Raw genomic sequence first — 18909 nt, 5'->3', positions numbered from 1 at the left:
CTTGGTATTCCAAGCGCGCCCTCAAATAGGTTTTCTAGCCTCGGGTTTTGTATACGTATCTATATCGATAAGCATAATTGGATTTTTAGGGTTTTATAGTCACCGCGAGTTCATAACCACTCCACCAATCATAGTATTTGCTACTCAGCTCATAGCCCTAATAGCAGCAGCAACCCTTTCTCGAAAATACCTAAAGACCCATATATGGGGTTTAATGCCATTCCTATGTCTCGCCTTATGGTCAGGTTTGAGTGTGCTATGGGCCGACCAATTTTTAATGTCGTTTAAGAGGTGGTCGATAGTTTTCGCACCAGGGATCTTAATGCTGTATGCTCTAGGTACTGATCAGAAACCAGGCCAAAAATTTATTTTCCTTGTTTACCTGTTCTCCGGCATCGCTATAGCTTCGCTTATTTACAACCTGCTTATCGTCACATTTGGAGAAATGATACCCGTACTACTGTTGGGATGTGGCCTGGATGGTATAAACGGATGTCACCCAGGACCAGGTGTTTTCCATTCTTTGGCCATAGGTAACTTTGAACTTAGCCTACTTCAAGGGGGTAGGTATTTTACCGCTTTGGATCTCTATTTGCCCCGCTATTCGGGCATAACCTCCAACCCCAATAGCGTTGGCCTGATTGCCTCTCTGGCCTTGATTGGTTTAGTTGCGAAAAGTGAAGTTGGCTGGAGATTAAAGAATCTGGGCCCTTCAATAATGTTTCTATTGGTCCTTTTTAGTCTTATTTTAAGTGGTTCGAGAGCGGCATATCTGATGACCATGGTTGGAGTCATAATGGTCTTGCTCCTGCGTTATAATTGGCTCAGGCTTAGCTCAGGAATATTATGTTTGGTTCTTTTATCACCAGTATATTTATATGGAACTAGTATCCTTTCACATGGAACCTATAGCACTTTTGGGGGCGATTTCATCTCCTTGGGAGAAAGGAGCTCAATATGGGCCAGGTCGCTTCAGGGGGTCGAAGAATCCTGGAAGACCGGAATGGGGTTCGGCCTTATCGAAGAAAAACTGTTGAGCAGACCGGGGTATAGTTCGGCTGCGCACTCTCTTCCCCTTACCCTCCTCCTCGAAACAGGAATAATAGGCTTAATCTTATTTATTATAACTTGGCTTCGGCCGGTGTTGAAAATCCTAGGTCATTCCCGTGACATCAATTCAACAACAGTGGGAATTGCTTCTCTGCTAATCGCATTATTTGTACATCAATTATTTGATAGTTCTATTATGCGCTATCATTGGTTAAATTTTGTTTTTGCAGCTCTCATAGGGATAGCTCTTAGTATAGAGAAAACAGTCACTTCTCAAATAAAAATCAAGGAGCAAATCACTAGTGTATGAAATAGCCAAGCGCTCCGACCTGACTACAAGTATGTGGAATAAAGAAGCAGATAATTCACCTGATGCTTGGCTGTGGCATAGGTGGGAATCTATTGATGCTTATGCATCATGGGCTCACTCAAAGGATATAAGCTTTGCCGTCTTGGAGAAAACATCTGGTCGGGTAGCCGCTCTAGTCCCATTAATTAGGCATACTCGAGGCTCGAAAATACCCTATCCACAAGTGCGAATAGAAGGAACTGGGGGCCCCGCCTTTGTAAAGACTTTGGGTGTTGATCAACGCAAAAGAGTAGAAGCGCACATTGCTAGAAAGATCCAAAAGTTGGCAGCTAATCAAGGGGCCTACCGTGTAGACCTCTCTTCACCACCTCTTAGCCCATCCAATCTATCTAGCAATCAAAATTACTCCACCTCTTTCCGAGGACTTGGGTTTTCCGACGTTTCGACACAAAGCTGGCTCCTACAACTACATGGGAAAACCAAAGAGGAATTGTGGAAAGGAATGGAATATAGGTCTCGCAAATCAGTAAACAAAGCGCTACGCGCAGGAGTTTCAACCAGGCCAATCCAATTGCAAGATGAGAAAATTTTTTTGCGACTTCTCACTGAGAACACTAAAAGAACGGGCATCTCCGCTAAACCCGCTACATATTATGAACAAATTTTTAGAAACTTTCTCCCAGCCGGTTTAGCAAAGGGATATTGCGCATATACCGATACTAATAATATCCACTCAATACATATCTTTGGTGTTTACAAAGGTGGCGCCATATATTGGGTGGTTGCTAGCGATCATTACGCTCTTTCAGTTGGAGCAAATAATCTTCTACAGTGGTCGGCTATTTGTGACCTCGCCGACAATGGGTTATGTTGGTACGAATCCGGAGAAGCATTCCCAAATGAACAGAATGGGAAAGTTCGGAGAATTAGCGATTTCAAGAAAAGTTTCGGAGGAGCACTAGTGCCATACCACAGAGGCACCTTAAGGTGTCGACCCTTCGTAGCAGCCACCTACGACTGCATGCGTGTACTCCGAAAAAATCTCCAACATGTAAAACGATGACTACCCGACATAACTATTTTGATGGAGAAGCTGAGAGTTACCCACTTGAGGTGGGGAGCACCTACACTCAGGCACGAAAATGGCAACTTGTAAAAGAAAATCTACCAAAGAAAGGTTTGGTTATGGACGTGGGATCGGCCAGCGGTCGGCATGCATTGAAAATAACTTCCAACCAAATCACTGTACTAGCGATTGATCCAAGCTATGAAATGACTAGAAAACTAATGCAAAAAACTCAAGGCCAAATGATAAGAGAATCTGTGATTCCATGTGCTGCAGCTCTCCCACACCTTCCGTTTACTCAGAGAGCATTTGATACAATCTACTGCTTTTCCACGTTACTTCTTTTGCCCAAAGCAAAACAGAGGGAATCTTTGGTCAATATGGCAAAGTTACTTAAGAATGAAGGAACCCTAATAGTGGACGTCGCAAATTCATGGTCTTTGGGAATACACTATTGGAATAAATATTACAGAAAGAAGGGCTTCTCAGGAATTTTTGGTTATAAAAAGCGGGAGCTATGCCGAATATTTTCGGAATTGGGATTACAAATCGAACTTATGGAGTCACATGGACTACTCACCCAATTATTATTATTGCCCGGATTAGATCGCTCACATATTTTAGGACATGCGCTAAGAGGAAACAGCAAGAAAAAAGGTTGGGATGCCGCCGCCTCCTCAATCATTCCATTTTTAGCGGAGCGCTGGTATATAGTGGCTCGTTTCCCTAGAAACATAGATGCGAATGTGGCACATACTCCTTAATCGGTTCCCTGACTTTGACGCAGCACTAGCACAACGTTTTCTTGCTGAAGGCGTGGCTAAATCAACCACACTAGCCTCAACTATCATAGTTGCTCGTCTGATAGGAATCACAGAGTTTGGACAACTTTCTCAAATTCAAGCTGGGATAGTACTACTAGTTCCTCTTACACTAATGGGTTTGAACTTTGCGATTATTCGACAAATTTCAACGCTCAAGTCCACTCATGACACTGCCTCTTCGGTTTTAACCTGTTTTCTCTTGGTCACAAGCGCTGTCAGCTTACCAGCAGCATACTTGTGGTTTAACGCAGACGAGATTTCCAAATATTTATCAATGGACTTGGCTGCTGAACCCGCCATTCAGGGCGCCTCTCTATTACTCGTCTGCACAGCATGGCAAACACTAATATTAGAAGCAATCAGGGCCCGCCAACGGACCTCTGCTGCTCTGAAATTGCAAGTTTCAGAATCTTTTTCATCTATGGCGCTAATTTTGGGAATTGCGCTCGCAGACCAACTTACCCCCTTGAACCTAGTGTTGTGTTTCACATTAGTGAAATTATTTATTTTTCTGGCTGGCGTCTCGAGTTTTACCAAGAGCGAAAATCTTGCAAAAGCCAATCTCAAAATATTACCCTTCTCTGAGGTTAGAATTGCCCTTGGGGTTGGAGTCCCCCTCATGCTTGCAGGGTTTGGGGAAGTACTAATGGGGTTGAGTGATAGACTCCTAATAGGTAGAGAATTAGGAGCAGACGCGTTAGGTCAATATGTAATCGCTCAAACCTTAGTAGGGATCTTGGCCTCCTGGGGCGCCCCTTATTGGTGGTTGTTGTACCCCAGACTAGCAAAAGCATTAGACGCCAGTCAGCCAACTACAATAATCAATTTAGTGCACCGACTATTGGGAGGGTTCATAGAGTGGGGGACACTCGTTGCGGCAATGATTATCATATTAGGTCCTCTCCTAACTGTAACCATGGTAGGCCAAGAGTATTTAGTTAACACAAAAATACTTATCATTCTTTTATTTGGGGTAGCCTTCAATCAAATTTCGACCCCATGGGAATATGCCCTTTATGTTCAGGGTAGAACTATAATTCTCATGTGGGCTACACTTTTTTGGGGCCTAGCCGCAGTGCTGGGGATGTTTATGTTTCTCCCAGACTTTGGTCTATTGGGTGCTTGCTGTGTAGTCGCACTGTCGAGATTGGGCTTTGCTAGCACCATTTTAGGATATGGCACCAGTGCTGGCTCCCGTTTGCTGTTGATGCCCACCAAAACCTTAAAAAGGGCACTTATTGGTGTACTTATATCCCTAGCCACCATCTTAATTTTAAACAAAGAACCATTGCACCCAATCGTATCAGCACTCCTCTTCAGTGCTTGCTACACAGCGACAGTAATAGGGATTAAGAAATTATCAGGCCAACCTAGCCGAGGACGCATAGGGCGAGGCTAAATGGGCAAGGATTGCCTCACTCGCCGCCTCCGCTGCATGGCCATTCCCCTGAAGCCTCCGCCAATCTCTAACTTGATTTGGACTGATAGGGTGAGACAAGAATTCATCTGCTACCTCGATAAGGTTGCGGGCATCCCCACCAACTACCTTAGCAAGGCCAAACTCAACAACCTCGGTCCTCTCGGTCTTTTCACGGACCACCGCGACGCCAGTTCCATAGGTAGGAGCCTCTTCCTGAACTCCCCCAGAATCCGAAATAATCAGTTCGGCCGCTTTCTGCGCACTTAAAAAATCCGGATAATCAAATGGCAGACAAAGTTCAACCTGTCCAATTTGGTCACCAAAAATCTCTATAGCGGTCCTCCGAATTCGGGGGCTTGGATGGACCGGCCAAATAACCTTATGATCAGGGTGAAGCCTAGCTAACTCTTGAATTCGGTAGCAGGTTTCCCTCAACCTAGGTCCAGAATTTTCTCGCCTGTGAAGGCTCACCAAAAAAAACTTTTCTGCCAGTAATCTAGCCGTTTCCTTCGAAGCCGCAACCGCCTGGAATGCCGCATCTTGAGCGTCTAACCCGGGGTTGCCAACGACTTCAATATTAGCCGAGTCAATCCCTTCATCTAAAAGGTTTTGCAGAGCACGCGGATACGGAGCCAAGTGGAGGGTAGCTAATCGAGCTATGTTCTGCCTAAGACCTTCCTCGGGCCAAGGCTCCTGAAGATCGTGGGTACGTAAGCCTGCCTCAAGATGTATTACCGGAACCTTCAGAAAATAACCAAACAGAGCACCCGCAAATGCTGTAGCCGTATCCCCCTGCACCATAACCCAATCAACACTTGCTTGCTCAAAAGTTTTATTGAGGCCCGCTACCGCGCGTTCCAAGACTTGTGAAGGGCTCTGATTTGGCTGCATTATGTTCAAGTTATGATCCACAGAAAGATTCAGAGCGCCTAAAGTTTGCTCAAGAATTTCTGAGTGTTGGCCACTTGTTACCACCTGAAGTCGACAGGGTCCCAGCCTTCTTCGCAGAGTATTGACAACTGGGGCTAGCTTTATAGCTTCCGGTCGTGTACCAAATATGACTAAACCGCTCATTTAAACATCCTCAAACTAAAGCCTACTTTTGCGCTCCACGATTTTTGCTAAATATTTTCCAGCCCTCAATCCAACTTCCTGGGGGTTCCAGACAGACCACGCTACTTCAGCGGTACTACGAGCTAATTCATAGCGTTTATTGGGGTTTTTTGCAAACTCTTCCAGGACTTCTCGGTAGGAGGTTGGGTCTCCCTGCGCGTACACTAACGGGAAGGCGCTTAACTCCCGTATAGTGGATGCTGGCCCCTCATTAACAATTATTGGAACACCCGAGAGCGCAGCCTCCATTAAGCTTTTAGAGACCTCCCGGAATCCGCTGTTTATGGCCATCACATCAAATTTCCGAAAAACATCACACAGACTTGAATTCGGCATGGACTCGACCAACTGAACTCGATCACCCAGGTCCCACTTCATTACCTCTTTTCTTACATCGGCATGCAGGGGCCCACCACCCACCAGTGTAAGATTCAGGTGCGGCTCGTTTGCCACAGCCCTAACTATTGGCCTTGGGTCTCTGCCAGGAATCTGACGGCCCACACAAATAATGTTGATGTGATCTCGATTGTTAGCCTTTATAGAGGGTCTAATCCTAACTCCAACCACGTTGGGAATAACCTCTGCACGGGTAGCCAGACTCCGCGGCAAATAGTCGATTATTGGAGAATAAACAGCTATTAAGCCGTCTGAGGCTCTCAAAGCTTGCTCCACAGGCATCTTGATCAGTCGTCGCCAGATCTGATCTTTAAGGCTAGAATATTTTTTCAGAATCTTTGGATCAGCAGTTTGATGTAAACTAATTACAAACGGAACACTAAGACGAGAGCCAATAACCTCAGAAACGACGGCGGCAAGACCTTCTCCATAACCCCTCACCAAATTAGCTGGACCGAGCTCTAGTTCATCCACTAATGTGCCAAGAGCTTTAATCATACGAATTCTCAAAGGCTTGCCCGCGGCTACGGATAAGCGTTTCCGACTCAAATTTGCATTCAAGTATACAGAAGAAGCCGGTTTACAAAGATTGGAGACAGTCTTCGCATCCACCTCATCAGAGAGAAGGGCCACCACTGTGATTTTATCAAAGACTCCACCGGGATTAAAATAACCTTCCAGTAACTCTCCCTTAGCCACCCACTCAGATATACGATCTTCAAGCACAACAATCACGTGCATAAATCACCTCGTATTTTGGATGCGCAACGTTATTTCCATCTCAAGTTCCGCCATATTGTATGTCAACGAACTTCAGCCATTATTCTATCACCCTTGCGTTGGCCAGTCGGGAAATATCCGCCTTTAAGTTCGACGTCTCGTAGTCTAGGCACAATGCCTGCCGCCCTTGCAAAATCCCGTATCGTGCGTGATCCCAGTAGACAAACCTGGACCCATTCCCCGGAGACGAGTAATCAATAATAAGCGACAGGGAATACTCCTCAGGTACTTTCTCTAGTTCCTTATAATGGGCCACAAGAGGAGAAAGATATGCTCTGAAAGATCTCATCTCTGCCGCTAGAGGCCACAGGCTTATCTTGCTTCCTGAGACGAAACTTAACACAGGGCTGGTCTTTCCCAAATAAGCTTTGATACCCACTTGACCATCTTGGCATCTCACGGCTTCCGCCTCTATCTCCGGATGCACCGCGTAAATACTTGATACAATAGCTGGAATACATACCAAACTAATTACAAAAACAGAAAATACTAATGGGGCGGACCCCAGCACAACGCTCATTTCAGGCATCTCTCGACTCCCGAAACCCATTAGAAACTGTGATGCAAATGCTAACAGAAAACCAAGTGCAATTACCGCTCCCCACATTCTCGGATCACTATAAAATATTATATTTGGGGAGAAGAAGATGCATCCAAGCAACAACACGAGAAACCACATTTTTCTGTTCTGAACTAGCAACTTAGATAGCAAACTAAAGCCATAACCGACGATCATAGCATCTAGACTAATAGTCGTGGCGAAAACGCGCGTATCCCCATCTATCGACAATATAGGCGCCGATGCAAGCACCCCAATCCACAAGAGCAGGAGGCAAAGGGAGATGTCAGTTTTTTTCCCAAACACTAAGGATGCTGCACCCCAAACCCAAAACAATGTGATAAGACTGCGAGCAGGCCCCCATTCCAGGTAAGAAAAAATACGCTGCAGGTATTCTAAAAATCCCTGAAAAAGACCTGCCGCAAATAGTAGTGGAGTATCAACGATTAGCTTGAACGCTGCTCCATAGATTTGCCCGGTAGTCGCGCCAGGAATAACCGAAAGCACATATGTCCATCGCTCACCCCCAGCAGCCAAGCCATAAAGGGTATGTGCAAAATTTGAATGAAATTCTGCTGACCCCGGGCCAAAAAGATGCGCAAATCCTACGGAAGGAATAAAGCCGCATACGACGCCCAGCACGAGTATAAAAGAAAATTTAGCTCGCATCGCGCCCATACATCCCTTGGAGAAAAACGGCCAACAACAAATTACTGGAAAAATTAGAAAGGCCCCCGCCCGCGCATTCATGGCCAAGCTAAGAATAAAAGCACCGAGAAAGAGATAAAGGCTATTGCGGGAAGCAACGCCTTTTAGTAGCAATAGGAGCCCCGACGAACCCAGCACGAACCCAATATTCTCGGTCAGTATCGTTGATGAAAAAGGGCCACAAAACGCAACCATAGTTGCCCCTGCAATTATCGAGGCACCAAGTCCCCAAAAGTGCAGCACTTGGCGCAACACTAATGCAATGGCCCCCGCAGTCACGAATGACTGAAGAATCAGAGTAATCTGCAGGTTTGCCCCGGAGAGCCAACTTAGAGCTGAAACATAGAGAGAATATATTGGGCGCCTTGCACAAAAATCAGAGCCCCCTCCACCTTCAAGAAGAGAAATAGCGCAACTGTAATAACCGGCAGCATCATTCCAAGGAATTAGGCCTCCAATTGAGTTAGGATGAGATCTTCCTGTTACCCAATAACTAAGAATACTTAAAACCATAAGTAAACATGAAACAATCATCAAACCTGGCAGGGTAATAAATCTTGATGATAAACACTTAAAATTGAAGCCATGAACTTGTGGAAGAAACATTCCAACCGCAATTAAGGTAATGGCAGATGGCAACCATATTTGGATCTGTCCCGCAATTGAAATCATAAGAAACTATCCGCCATCTGTTATTCAGAACAGCATTTCAAGATACCAGAGAGAATACAGTCCGCGAATGGAATTAAAAATAACAACCCAAAAGCATCACAGATCTCTCACTTTGAAAATATGTACTATACTTCTAATTCAGTTTCTCCATTTGGGAAATACAGTATTCTATAGGCTTTTAGTCTCAAAACTCGCCTGAAAATAATATTTTAGTGGCTAAAGTTGGTAGTCGATTTATAGCAACCGCAGCTTTACTTATCCTGATAGACTCTGAAGAACTAATATGACCGCAGAAAAACTTCCTCCAGGACTATTTTGTTCTTTGTATAGAGCAGATTTGGAGGGATAATTCCTAACCAGGAATTAGATTGGGTAACAAACATCGTTAATGGGGAAAAGGAGCGGCAAATGCGAAAAGGACACACTCGAAGGAAAGTTCTGCAGGGAACCACTGCAATAGGTCTTAGCACTTTTGCCTCCCCTTATATCAAAACCTCCCACTCTGCCGGAAAACTCAAAATGGGTGTGTGGGATCATTGGATCCCCGGCACCAATGGAGCGCTGGAAGTCCTGTTGCAGAAATGGGGTGAAGCAAATGGCGTAGAAATCGAAGTCGACTTCATCCCCAGTGCGGGAAATAAACTATTGCTTACCGCCCAAGCGGAATCACGAGCCGGGATTGGTCATGATATCTATGTTCATGCTATCTGGATGCCGACTATGTTTGCACACCGCCTGGAGCCAGTAGACGATGTTATAGAGGATATTATTTCCTCGGAAGGCCCCATGGTTCCTCTGGCCGAATACCTCGCCAAAGTCGATGGCGTCTGGCGAGCAAGCCCTTCACCTGTCGGCTCACAGACCCACGGCATGATTTCCCGCCTTGATCTCTACAAGAAATACGCTGACATAAATCTACAGGAAATTTTCCCTGGCCCCAAGCAAGAACGCAACTCGGAACTGGTTGATGCCTGGGACTACGATGCACTCTTAGAAGCTGGGCAGAAATTGCATGCGGCAGGCCATGGTATTGGTGGACCTCTTGCGGCGACGGGCGATGCAAGTTTCTGGGTGGCCCCAGTCTTCGCCGCCCACGGTGCCGAGCTAGTAGACAAGAATGGAGATATTGTCGTGGACTCAGAAGAGGTGCGGACAGTCTTAGAATATCTTTCTAAATTAGTTCGCACCATGCCGGAAAGCGTATACGCCTGGGACGATGCAGGGAACAATCGCTGGATGATTTCGGGACAAGGATCCTCTGTCTTCAACCCACCCAGCCCGTGGAATGTTGCAAAACGAGACGCACCACAATTCGCCGAACAGATGTGGTGTCATGATTTACCAAGAGGTCCACATGGAAGATATCGCAATTTCATTCCCCAGTTCTGGGGAATTTGGGACTTTTCAGAAAATATAGTAGCTGCAAAGGACCTATTGCGCCATGTGGGGACCCGGGACATTACCTACCAGATGAGCCAGGTCACCACCGGATACGATGTACCACTCCTGAGGTCCCACGCAGAAGGCAATGATGTCTGGGCGAAGGCCGGCCCACCGCCCGGCGCGATTTATAATTACCCGATCCGAGGAGATGAAATCGGAATAGTACCCGGCTATCCTGCCCCACCACCCATGGCAGCACAAATAATGGCGCAAGCCATCTTCCCAAACCTAGTTTCCAGAGTAACAGCGGGCGGTGATAGCATAGACGAGGGCATTCGATGGGCGGCAAACGAATTGGAAGCTGTCATGCGCAGTTAAACGACGCACCTTTTTATTGGTTGAGAAATGAAATTCTTGTCGTAGAACCTAATAGCGTTCTATTAGTATTTCTCATTAGTTTAGATGTAGCGAGTGATACAGGATGAAATACGACTACATAATTGTTGGAGCAGGATCAGCTGGCGCTGCTTTGGCCTATCGGCTCTCCGCAAATCCCCGAACCTCGGTTCTACTTGTGGAAGCCGGATCTAACACGCATCCTCTTTCCCGAATTCCTATAAGTTTCGGGCTATTCATCAATAAACCTGGCGTAAATTGGAAGTACTTCTCAGAACCTGAAGCAGGAACAGCTAACCGTGCTATCCCTGTACCAAGAGGAAAAATGCTAGGGGGATCAAGCGCAATCAATGGCATGGTTTATGTCCGTGGGCAACCTCTTGATTACGATACCTGGGCACAATTTGGCAATCGCGGATGGAGCTGGGAGGACGTCGCTCCAGTTTTTAAAAGAATGGAAAATTACTCAGATCCAGGCCATGAAACAAGAGGTAAAACAGGACCTCTCGGCATATCTGAGGTCTCGGAACAAAATCAATTGTACGAGGCGCTCCTTGATGCAGCTGTCTCCATAGGCCATCCAAGAAATGCGGACTACAATGGCCCTGACCAGGAGGGGGTCGCAAGACTGCAGGCAACTATCCAGCGCGGCCGCAGGATGAATACAGCTCACTGCTATTTGTCACCGGCCATGCGGCGCAACAACTTGAATATTGTCACCAAGGCAATGACCCAAAAAATACTGCTGAAAGGGAAACAATGCATCGGAATTACATACAAAAAAAACGGTGAATTAGTTGAGGCCGAATGTAACAGAGAAGTTGTTCTGTCCGCCGGCGGCATAGCGTCCCCGCAAATTCTGGAATTATCTGGGATTGGGAACCCTGAGATCCTCTCACGTTACGGAATTGAAATACGGCATGAATTGGTCGCGGTTGGCGAGAACTTTCGCGACCATCTCTTGCCGAGAATAAAATGGGAATTAAACAATCCTGAGGTTTCCTATAATACCCGTGCGCAGGGAATAGGTCTTGTAGGCCAAGTGCTCAAATATTTTGCAATGGGAACTGGATTCCTGAGTCTACCCTCCTCGTCCCTAGGAGCATGGTTGAAAACGCGGCCAGAATTAGAAACTCCTGACATTCAGATGCAATTTTTGCCATACTCCGTGGAAAGTGCTGAAAAACGCAAACTACATTCCTTTCCTGGAATGACCATAGCTGCCTTTCAACTTAGACCGGAGAGCCTTGGCTCAGTGCATATTCGATCTAGCAACCCCTATGAACATCCGGCAATTCGGTTTAATTTTCTGAAAGACCCCATCGATGTTAGAACTAATATTGACGCTGTTAAAATGATGCGGGCAATTGTCGACGCAAAACCAATGGACCGATACCGGAAAAGCGAATTTCATCCAGGGGCTTCCATATCAACCGATGATCAGATAGAGAAATTTCTTCGGGAAGAATGTGAAACTGGCTATCATCCTATGGGAACATGCCGAATGGGGTCTGGTCCCAACACCGTGGTAGACGATCAATTAAAGGTACACGGGCTAGAAGGACTTCGTGTGGCCGACGCCTCGATCTTTCCAACCATGCCCTCTGGGAATACCAATGCTCCAAGTATCATGGTTGGCGAAAAAGCAGCTGATTTGATTATGAATCCAGCCTAAGGTGACCTATACACAACTCAATGGTTGCCTTGAAAGTTTTATGAAGAAAAAGGGATATTAAGTGCATAAGAACACCCAACCAGATTATATCATAATTGGTGCCGGATCCGCGGGCTCGGCGCTTGCCTATCGGCTGACAGAAGATCCAAGAACCTCCGTCCTTCTGCTAGAGGCAGGCAAGCCAACACACCCTCTGTCGCGTGTTCCGGTGAGCTTTGGGCTCTTCATAGATAAGCCAGGAGTAAACTGGCGCTATCGATCTGAACCTGAAGAAGGTACAGCCAACCGCGTCATTCCCGTTCCCAGAGGGAAAATGGTTGGTGGTTCGAGTGCCATCAACGGGTTGGTCTATGTTCGCGGTCAAACCCTAGACTACGACACTTGGGGGCAGCTTGGAAATCGCAGCTGGACGTGGGAAAGAGTTTCCAAAGTTTTCCAGAGAATGGAAAACTTTGACGGTGGCGACGATGAAGTACGCGGGCGAAATGGCCCCTTAGGCATATCCGAAGTGCCCGACCAAAACCCACTGTATGACGCATTAATTTCTGCCGCCCAGTCCGCAGGATACCCCCATACCTCTGATTATAATGGTTTAGACCAAGAAGGAGTGGGGAAAACCCAGGCAACCATAAAAGCTGGCCGGAGAATGAGTGCAGCCCGCTGCTATCTAGAACCGGCAAGCCGGCGCCCTAACTTGGAAATCGTAACTGAAGCCATGACCCAACATTTGGCTCTTGAAGGGAAACGATGCACCGGGGTCGTGTACAGAAAGAATGGAAAGGACTACACAGGGAAATGCAACCGAGAAGTTATTCTTTCTGCAGGAGCCGTCTCTTCGCCCCAAATACTGGAATTATCTGGCATAGGTGACCCCGAAATTCTAAAAAAATATGGCATCACAGTGCGACACGAACTCCCCTCTGTTGGAGAAAATTTTCGCGATCACATCGCATCCAGAATAAACTGGAAAGTAACCATGCCAGGGGTTAGCTACAACGAGAAGGCCCGCGGCCTCGGGCTGATAGGACAAATGCTCCAATATGCCACCACCGGGGGAGGTTTTTTCAGTCTTCCCTCCACACCAGTTGTTGCCTTTGTTAAAACAAGACCAGAAATGGAAACACCGGACCTGCAACTCAGCTTCTTCCCCTACGCGGTGGAAAACCCAAAAAAGCGGAAATTATATAAGTTTCCAGGAATGACTTTTATCTGCTATCAGCTTCGCCCGGAAAGTTTAGGCTCTATCCACATACGTTCGAATAAACCGGACGAGCAGCCCGCTATTCGCTTTAATTTTCTCCATGATCCAATAGACCTTCGAGCCATGATCGACGGCGTTAATATAATGAGAAATATTGTGAACTCTGCCCCCATGGACGCCTACCGAGGGGAAGAATTTAAACCCGGCAAAGAAATTGCAGGAGACACGGCGATAGAGAACTGGCTGCGCGACACAGGGGAAACCGCTTATCACCCCATGGGAACATGCCGTATGGGTTCTAGCCCCAATGCAGTGGTCGACGACAAACTAAAAGTTTATGGCCTTGAAGGATTGCGTGTAGCTGATGCATCTATTTTTCAAACGATGCCTTCGGGAAACACAAACGCTGCCGCCATTATGGTAGGAGAAAGGGCCTCTGATTTAATTAAAGAAGGATAATACATTCAGCAAGGGTCGCATAAATAGCTTTGATAGCTATGTTTCAGCCCAACTCCGAATCTATCGCCACGTCCCGAGCTGCTATGAGAATTGAAGTTCCTGATATCCTGAGGATGCGATTTCCCTACAGCGTTTCCTATAAGCAGGCCAAATGCCATCATAACGGACGAACACACGACTTTGTTTACCCTCCACGTTGGAATTAACTCCACTCATCCACGAATCAACTTCGTTTATAAGCAGTTCCTTACCACTCTCTTCGACGTGGTTGCTCCAATCCTCCGCAACGTCTAGTCGCGGCTCTACCCGTGTTAAGCCTTTTCCATCGACATGTTTAATAAGCGCCGTCACCCATTCGACGTTAAATTCAGCCAGCCGAGTATGATTAGCGAAGAGGACCTGCGGCCCTGGGATCATAAAAAAATTCGGAAAAGCCGGTACCTGAACCCCGAGGAAGGTAACAATTTTGCTACGCCAACTCTCTCTAAGACGTCGGCCATTGACACCCCGGATATCAATTCGATCGAAACTACCAGTAATAGCGTCAAAGCCAGTTGCGTAGACTATTGTATCAAATTCATACTCACGGTCTGTGGTTTTTATTCCCTTTTTCGTGACGCATTCAAAAGGCGTTTCCAAAAGGCTCACCAAACTTACGTTCGACTGATTATATACTTCATAATAGAAAGTCTCCTGTGGGACGCGTTTTGTGCCGAATCCGTGATCTTTGGGAATTAACAACTCTGCTGTTTTCTCATCAACTACACGGTCCCGAATTTTTCTGGCCACAAAGTCCGACAAAAGCCTATTCGCTTCCCTATCAATATAGACGTCCTTAAAGTTACCGAGCCACATGGAGAAACCAGGCTTCGCATATTGCTCCTCCCAAAATTTTTCCCGCTCTTCTTCCGTCACATCTAGAGCATTACGGTCTTCCGTTGTGTGAATGAACCCGCCATCCGACGCTCCACAAGCCTGGAATGTATGAGGATAGTTTTTCCTAATCTCCTGCATCTCTGATTTGCTAATCTCTTTGTTGTGCAAGGGCGTGCACCAATTAGGATTTCTCTGAAACACCGTCAAGCTTTTAGCCGTCTTAGAAATCTCCTGAATCATCTGCACCCCGGAAGCCCCCGTACCTACAACTGCAACATCTTTACCGGAGAATGTCACTTCCTCCTTTGGCCAAAGGCCTGTGTGAAACCATTCGCCCGAAAATTTCTCGATATTTTCAATATTGGGGAGGGTTGGAGCCGACAGATGGCCAATACTCATGATTAGAAACCGACAACGAAAATGTGTCCCACCTTCTACAGTAATTTCCCAGCATGAATGTTCCTCATCGAACACAGTCGAGGCAACCCGGCTTGAAAATTGAATATCTTTACGAAGGTCAAACTTGTCCGCAACAAATTGAAGATATCGCTCTGTCTGGGGTTGGGCAGAAAAATGCTCTGTCCAATCCCACTCATTTAATAACTCTTGAGAAAATGAATAGGAGTAGGAGTAACTTTCCGAATCAAAGCGACACCCAGGATACCGGTTCCAATACCATGTCCCCCCAACGTCACTGCCGGCCTCAAGCACCCGGACCCGGAAACCTAGTTTCCGAAGACAGTGTAGTTGATAGAGGCCAGTCACGCCGGCGCCAACCACTACCACATCACAATCTAGATCCCTATAGCCTGGCATCCTAACCTCCCAACACGCGAAATTAACTTGGCATCCAGGCCCTATCAGCAATCCCCTCGATGTGGGTCTTCACATCCACAACAGCCGGTTTACCGGCGCTCAAAGCTTGTTCCAGAGCACCTTCCAACTCGCTAGGTTTATGTACGGTGACCCCAAAACAGTCCATGGATTCTGCCATTCGAACAAAATCCTGGTCAGGGAATACCCAGTGAGCATCCGATTCTGAGGAGCGCTGCCCATAGATTCCCTCAACGCCACCCTGCTCCTGATTTAAGGAATGATTGTTATTTATCAAGGTGACCGTATTAATTCCTGTTTTCCTCGCCGTATCTAATTCCGTCATGTGATACCAAACGCCTCCGTCCCCTGTCCAACAAATGACTGGCCTATCGGGAGCTGCGCATTTAGCGCCCATGGCTGCTGGCAGGGCCCAACCAAGCGAGCCAGCCGCACGAAGAAAACTCTGCTCTGGTTTCTTCAAATCGATCATCTGTGCACACCAAACACCGGCGTGGCCAGTATCCGAAACCAATATGGCATCATCAGGGAGGGAGTTACTTAATTCTTTGCAAAGCCGTTCCGGCCTCATGGGCAATACATCTGAATTGTAATGCTCGCTGGAATCATCCTTATACCCTTGAACCAATTGTCCAACCTTCGCCAACCACTCCACTTTTCCTGGGCTTGAATCGGCTTGCGCGGTCATAACTCGGAGTGTTTCCCGCACATCTCCCTGCAAGCCAACTTTTACATGATAATTACGGCCAATCTCTTCACCATTGAGATCTAATTGGATTACATTAGTCCCTTGAGGTGGAATCTGATAACCATTGGTAACCTGTCCCCCTGCCTGACTACCTATGAAGAAGACTAAATCTGCTTGGGAGACCACCTTATTAGCACATGCCCGGGAATAGGAACCGGGTGTTCCTACAGCGAGAGGATGATCCCAGGGAAACATTGCCTTGGCATTGAGAGATGTAGCTACAGGGATCGACACTTTTTCAGCAAACTCGATTAACTCAGCCCGTGCTCCCGAAGAGGTTACGCCACCTCCTGCTACAATGATTGGCCGCTCGGAACGGCTTAAAACTTCCAGAGCGTCGGAGATTAACCCCAAATCTGCTGTGGGGCGGAAGGCAGGGATCTGGCCAAACGGCTCCTCCACACAAACCTCAATATCTGCCTCTTGGTCAATAACCACCTGGCCCGCTATCCCCTCCAAATCAATATGGGTAGGAGCAGGAGTACCCGTTGTCGCAGCACGAAATGCCTGTCGTAAATACACTGGGAAATCTTCTGTCTTGGAAACATAAGCACTGTATTTCGTAACTGCAGAAAACGGACTGGTGTGGTTAACTTCCTGATACGCATGGCGTTGTTGGTGAATTAGTGTTTCCCTACCGGTGATAGCAACAACTGGAGAGCAAGCGAGATAAGGATCCTGCAGACCGGCTGCCAAGTTTAGAGCCCCTACCGACTGCGCCATGCAGAGGCTAGGCCCGCCACGCACTCTGGCATAGGCATCTGCCATATACACAGCTGCCTTCTCACTGTGAGCCTGAATCCCCTTCCCGCCAAGTGCTTCCAACTCCATGATTACTCTTGGCCCAATGTACGGCATCCAAAAAATGTGGTTAATGCCATAGCCTAGCGCAGTCTCAGCCAGAAACCTCCCACCCGTCATCTTCGTCATAACTGTCTTATCCCTCTCCACGAAAACCTAAAATTTTGCACATGCAAATATAAGACCTTAGCTCCCACAATGCACTCAGAATGTGCCCTCAAACGCAGCTAGTCATATTAAATTGTGTAACACGGAGAGTGGCGTAGCCGCTTGCAGACCAGCGTCAACGGGTAGAACTACCCCTGAAATCCACCTAGATTCATTGCTAGCCAAAAACACCGCTGCCCAAGCAAAATCCCATGCTGTGCCCTCGGTTCCCAAGGGTCCTGCACGCTTTCGCATATCACGCCAATCGCTGGGAATTTGCTCCACAAATGGCCCATGAAGGTGACCCGGTGCAATGCAGTTTACCCGAATATTTTCCCGCCCATGATGCACTGCCATAGTCCGGGTGAGTTGAATAACTCCAGCCTTTGCAACTGAGTAAGGGACATTTCTGCTATTTCCCGCCCGGTAACCATCAATGGAAGACACGTGAATGATAGAACCTCCGCCCGACCCCGCCATGGCCGGAACCGCATATTTACTCATAAACGCCGCACTTTTGAGATTTCGATCCAAAGATTCGTTCCATAGTGCATCTGTAACCTCTGTAACGTCTCCTCCACCAGGACCACCGACATTGTTTAAGAGTATATCGAGCGAACCAAGCTCCTCTTTACAAGAATCAATGACAGTTTTGCAGTCAGTGTCTTTGGTCACGTCTGCTTGGCACACAAATGCGGTCCCACCATCCGCCTCTATCATTGCTTTTGTTTGAGCAGCGCTCTCCTCGTTCCAATCCACGAGGAATACTCGAGCCCCCTCCTGAGCAAATAAAATAGCACTGGCTCTGCCTGTTCCAATAATATGGCCCCGCTGCCCAGCGCCAGACACCAATGCCACCTTTCCTTCTAACCTTTTGTTCCCCACAGGATTGCCTCCTCAAGCCAATCTTTAGAACAACTCCTTGCCAATACCAAGATACTTTAAGAATAGGCACACGGAATACAGTCCTACATTTTATTGACAAATTGATGTAAACATAACCTATGGAATTCCAAAATTCCTGGAGCAATTAGTGACTTTTTAGGAGTAACTGCATGGGCCAAGAATACGCAGGCGACGTTACACCGAAAAAGGCATGGGAAATTTTACAATCAAAAGCTGATAGCTATTTGGTGGACTGCCGCACGACTGCTGAGTGGACTTTCGTTGGGATCCCCGATCTTTCCTTGCTAAACAAGGAGCCTTACCTTATCGAATGGACAAGATTCCCTGATGGATCCCAGAATCCACATTTTGTAGACCAAACGCAACAGAAGATTCCTGACCCTGACGCTGCTATCTTTTTTCTATGCCGCTCGGGCCATAGGTCTATGGCAGCTGCCGTCTCTATGACAGCAGCCGGATACTCGTACTGCTATAATATCGTTGAAGGTTTTGAAGGGAACCCAGACCATAAAGACCACCGGGGCACCTTGGATGGCTGGAAATTTTCCCAGTTGCCCTGGAAACAATCCTGAGGTCGTGCGATGC

At 47.0% G+C, this 18909-nt stretch carries 14 protein-coding genes; 8 read left to right on the top strand and 6 right to left on the bottom strand.

What is annotated here, in order from left to right; genetic code table 11:
• The first annotated feature begins 1 nt into the window (after nt 1).
• From CMM32_06870 to CMM32_06855, 4 genes are read left to right on the top strand one after another with little or no spacing between them, the layout of a single operon-like run.
• On the top strand, nt 2–1360 hold the full coding sequence (locus tag CMM32_06870) for a hypothetical protein (protein MBT06621.1): 1359 nt from the start codon (nt 2–4) through the stop codon (nt 1358–1360).
• Entirely contained in the window at nt 1353–2423 is a 1071-nt protein-coding gene (locus CMM32_06865) for a hypothetical protein (GenBank protein MBT06620.1), read from the top strand. The genes CMM32_06870 and CMM32_06865 overlap by 8 nt, the downstream gene beginning before the upstream one ends.
• Nucleotides 2420–3190 carry a hypothetical protein gene (locus tag CMM32_06860; GenBank protein ID MBT06619.1) on the top strand — a complete coding sequence of 257 codons (771 nt, stop codon included), beginning with the start codon at nt 2420–2422 and terminating at the stop codon, nt 3188–3190. The genes CMM32_06865 and CMM32_06860 overlap by 4 nt, the downstream gene beginning before the upstream one ends.
• Nucleotides 3165–4649 carry a hypothetical protein gene (locus CMM32_06855; protein MBT06618.1) on the top strand — a complete coding sequence of 495 codons (1485 nt, stop codon included), beginning with the start codon at nt 3165–3167 and terminating at the stop codon, nt 4647–4649. Before CMM32_06860 ends, CMM32_06855 begins: the two co-directional genes overlap by 26 nt.
• Here CMM32_06855 and CMM32_06850 read toward each other — a convergent pair.
• The 3 genes from CMM32_06850 to CMM32_06840 all read right to left on the bottom strand — a co-directional run bounded on the left by CMM32_06850 (nt 4611) and on the right by CMM32_06840 (nt 8898).
• Nucleotides 4611–5744, bottom strand: coding sequence for a UDP-N-acetylglucosamine 2-epimerase (non-hydrolyzing) (locus tag CMM32_06850; protein ID MBT06617.1), 1134 nt, complete (start codon nt 5742–5744; stop codon nt 4611–4613). The two genes, CMM32_06855 and CMM32_06850, sit on opposite strands and share 39 nt — an antisense overlap.
• Nucleotides 5745–5759: 15 nt before the next feature.
• On the bottom strand, nt 5760–6920 hold the full coding sequence (locus CMM32_06845; GenBank protein ID MBT06616.1) for a hypothetical protein: 1161 nt from the start codon (nt 6918–6920) through the stop codon (nt 5760–5762).
• Between the two features lie 79 nt (nt 6921–6999).
• Nucleotides 7000–8898 (bottom strand): hypothetical protein, encoded by a 1899-nt coding sequence (locus CMM32_06840; protein ID MBT06615.1) that lies wholly within the window; start codon nt 8896–8898, stop codon nt 7000–7002.
• A gap of 408 nt (nt 8899–9306) precedes the next feature.
• On the opposite strand from CMM32_06840, the gene CMM32_06835 reads away from it, so the two are divergent.
• The 3 genes from CMM32_06835 to CMM32_06825 all read left to right on the top strand — a co-directional run bounded on the left by CMM32_06835 (nt 9307) and on the right by CMM32_06825 (nt 14012).
• Entirely contained in the window at nt 9307–10659 is a 1353-nt protein-coding gene (locus CMM32_06835; protein ID MBT06614.1) for an ABC transporter substrate-binding protein, read from the top strand.
• A 103-nt stretch (nt 10660–10762) separates the two neighbouring features.
• A complete protein-coding gene (locus CMM32_06830) occupies nt 10763–12352 on the top strand; it encodes a choline dehydrogenase (GenBank protein ID MBT06613.1) in 1590 nt (529 codons plus the stop codon).
• A gap of 61 nt (nt 12353–12413) precedes the next feature.
• A complete protein-coding gene (locus tag CMM32_06825) occupies nt 12414–14012 on the top strand; it encodes a choline dehydrogenase (protein ID MBT06612.1) in 1599 nt (532 codons plus the stop codon).
• Nucleotides 14013–14093: 81 nt separating this feature from the next.
• Here the strand turns inward: CMM32_06825 and CMM32_06820 are convergent, their stop codons facing one another.
• From CMM32_06820 to CMM32_06810, 3 genes are all read right to left on the bottom strand, one after another.
• Nucleotides 14094–15704 carry a cyclohexanone monooxygenase gene (locus tag CMM32_06820; GenBank protein ID MBT06611.1) on the bottom strand — a complete coding sequence of 537 codons (1611 nt, stop codon included), beginning with the start codon at nt 15702–15704 and terminating at the stop codon, nt 14094–14096.
• Between the two features lie 22 nt (nt 15705–15726).
• Nucleotides 15727–17400, bottom strand: a complete 1674-nt coding sequence (locus CMM32_06815; protein MBT06610.1) for an acetolactate synthase — start codon at nt 17398–17400, stop codon at nt 15727–15729.
• 102 nt (nt 17401–17502) lie between these two features.
• Nucleotides 17503–18303, bottom strand: a complete 801-nt coding sequence (locus CMM32_06810; GenBank protein ID MBT06609.1) for a short-chain dehydrogenase — start codon at nt 18301–18303, stop codon at nt 17503–17505.
• Between the two features lie 170 nt (nt 18304–18473).
• Between CMM32_06810 and CMM32_06805 the strand changes: the two genes are divergently transcribed.
• Nucleotides 18474–18896, top strand: a complete 423-nt coding sequence (locus CMM32_06805) for a sulfurtransferase (protein ID MBT06608.1) — start codon at nt 18474–18476, stop codon at nt 18894–18896.
• The last annotated feature ends 13 nt before the right edge of the window (nt 18897–18909 follow it).

This window comes from Rhodospirillaceae bacterium, assembly GCA_002728255.1.
Taxonomy (GTDB): Bacteria; Pseudomonadota; Alphaproteobacteria; order UBA7887; family UBA7887.
Note: the sequence above shows the minus strand (reverse complement) of the source record. Positions and strands in the feature narration are given on the sequence as shown.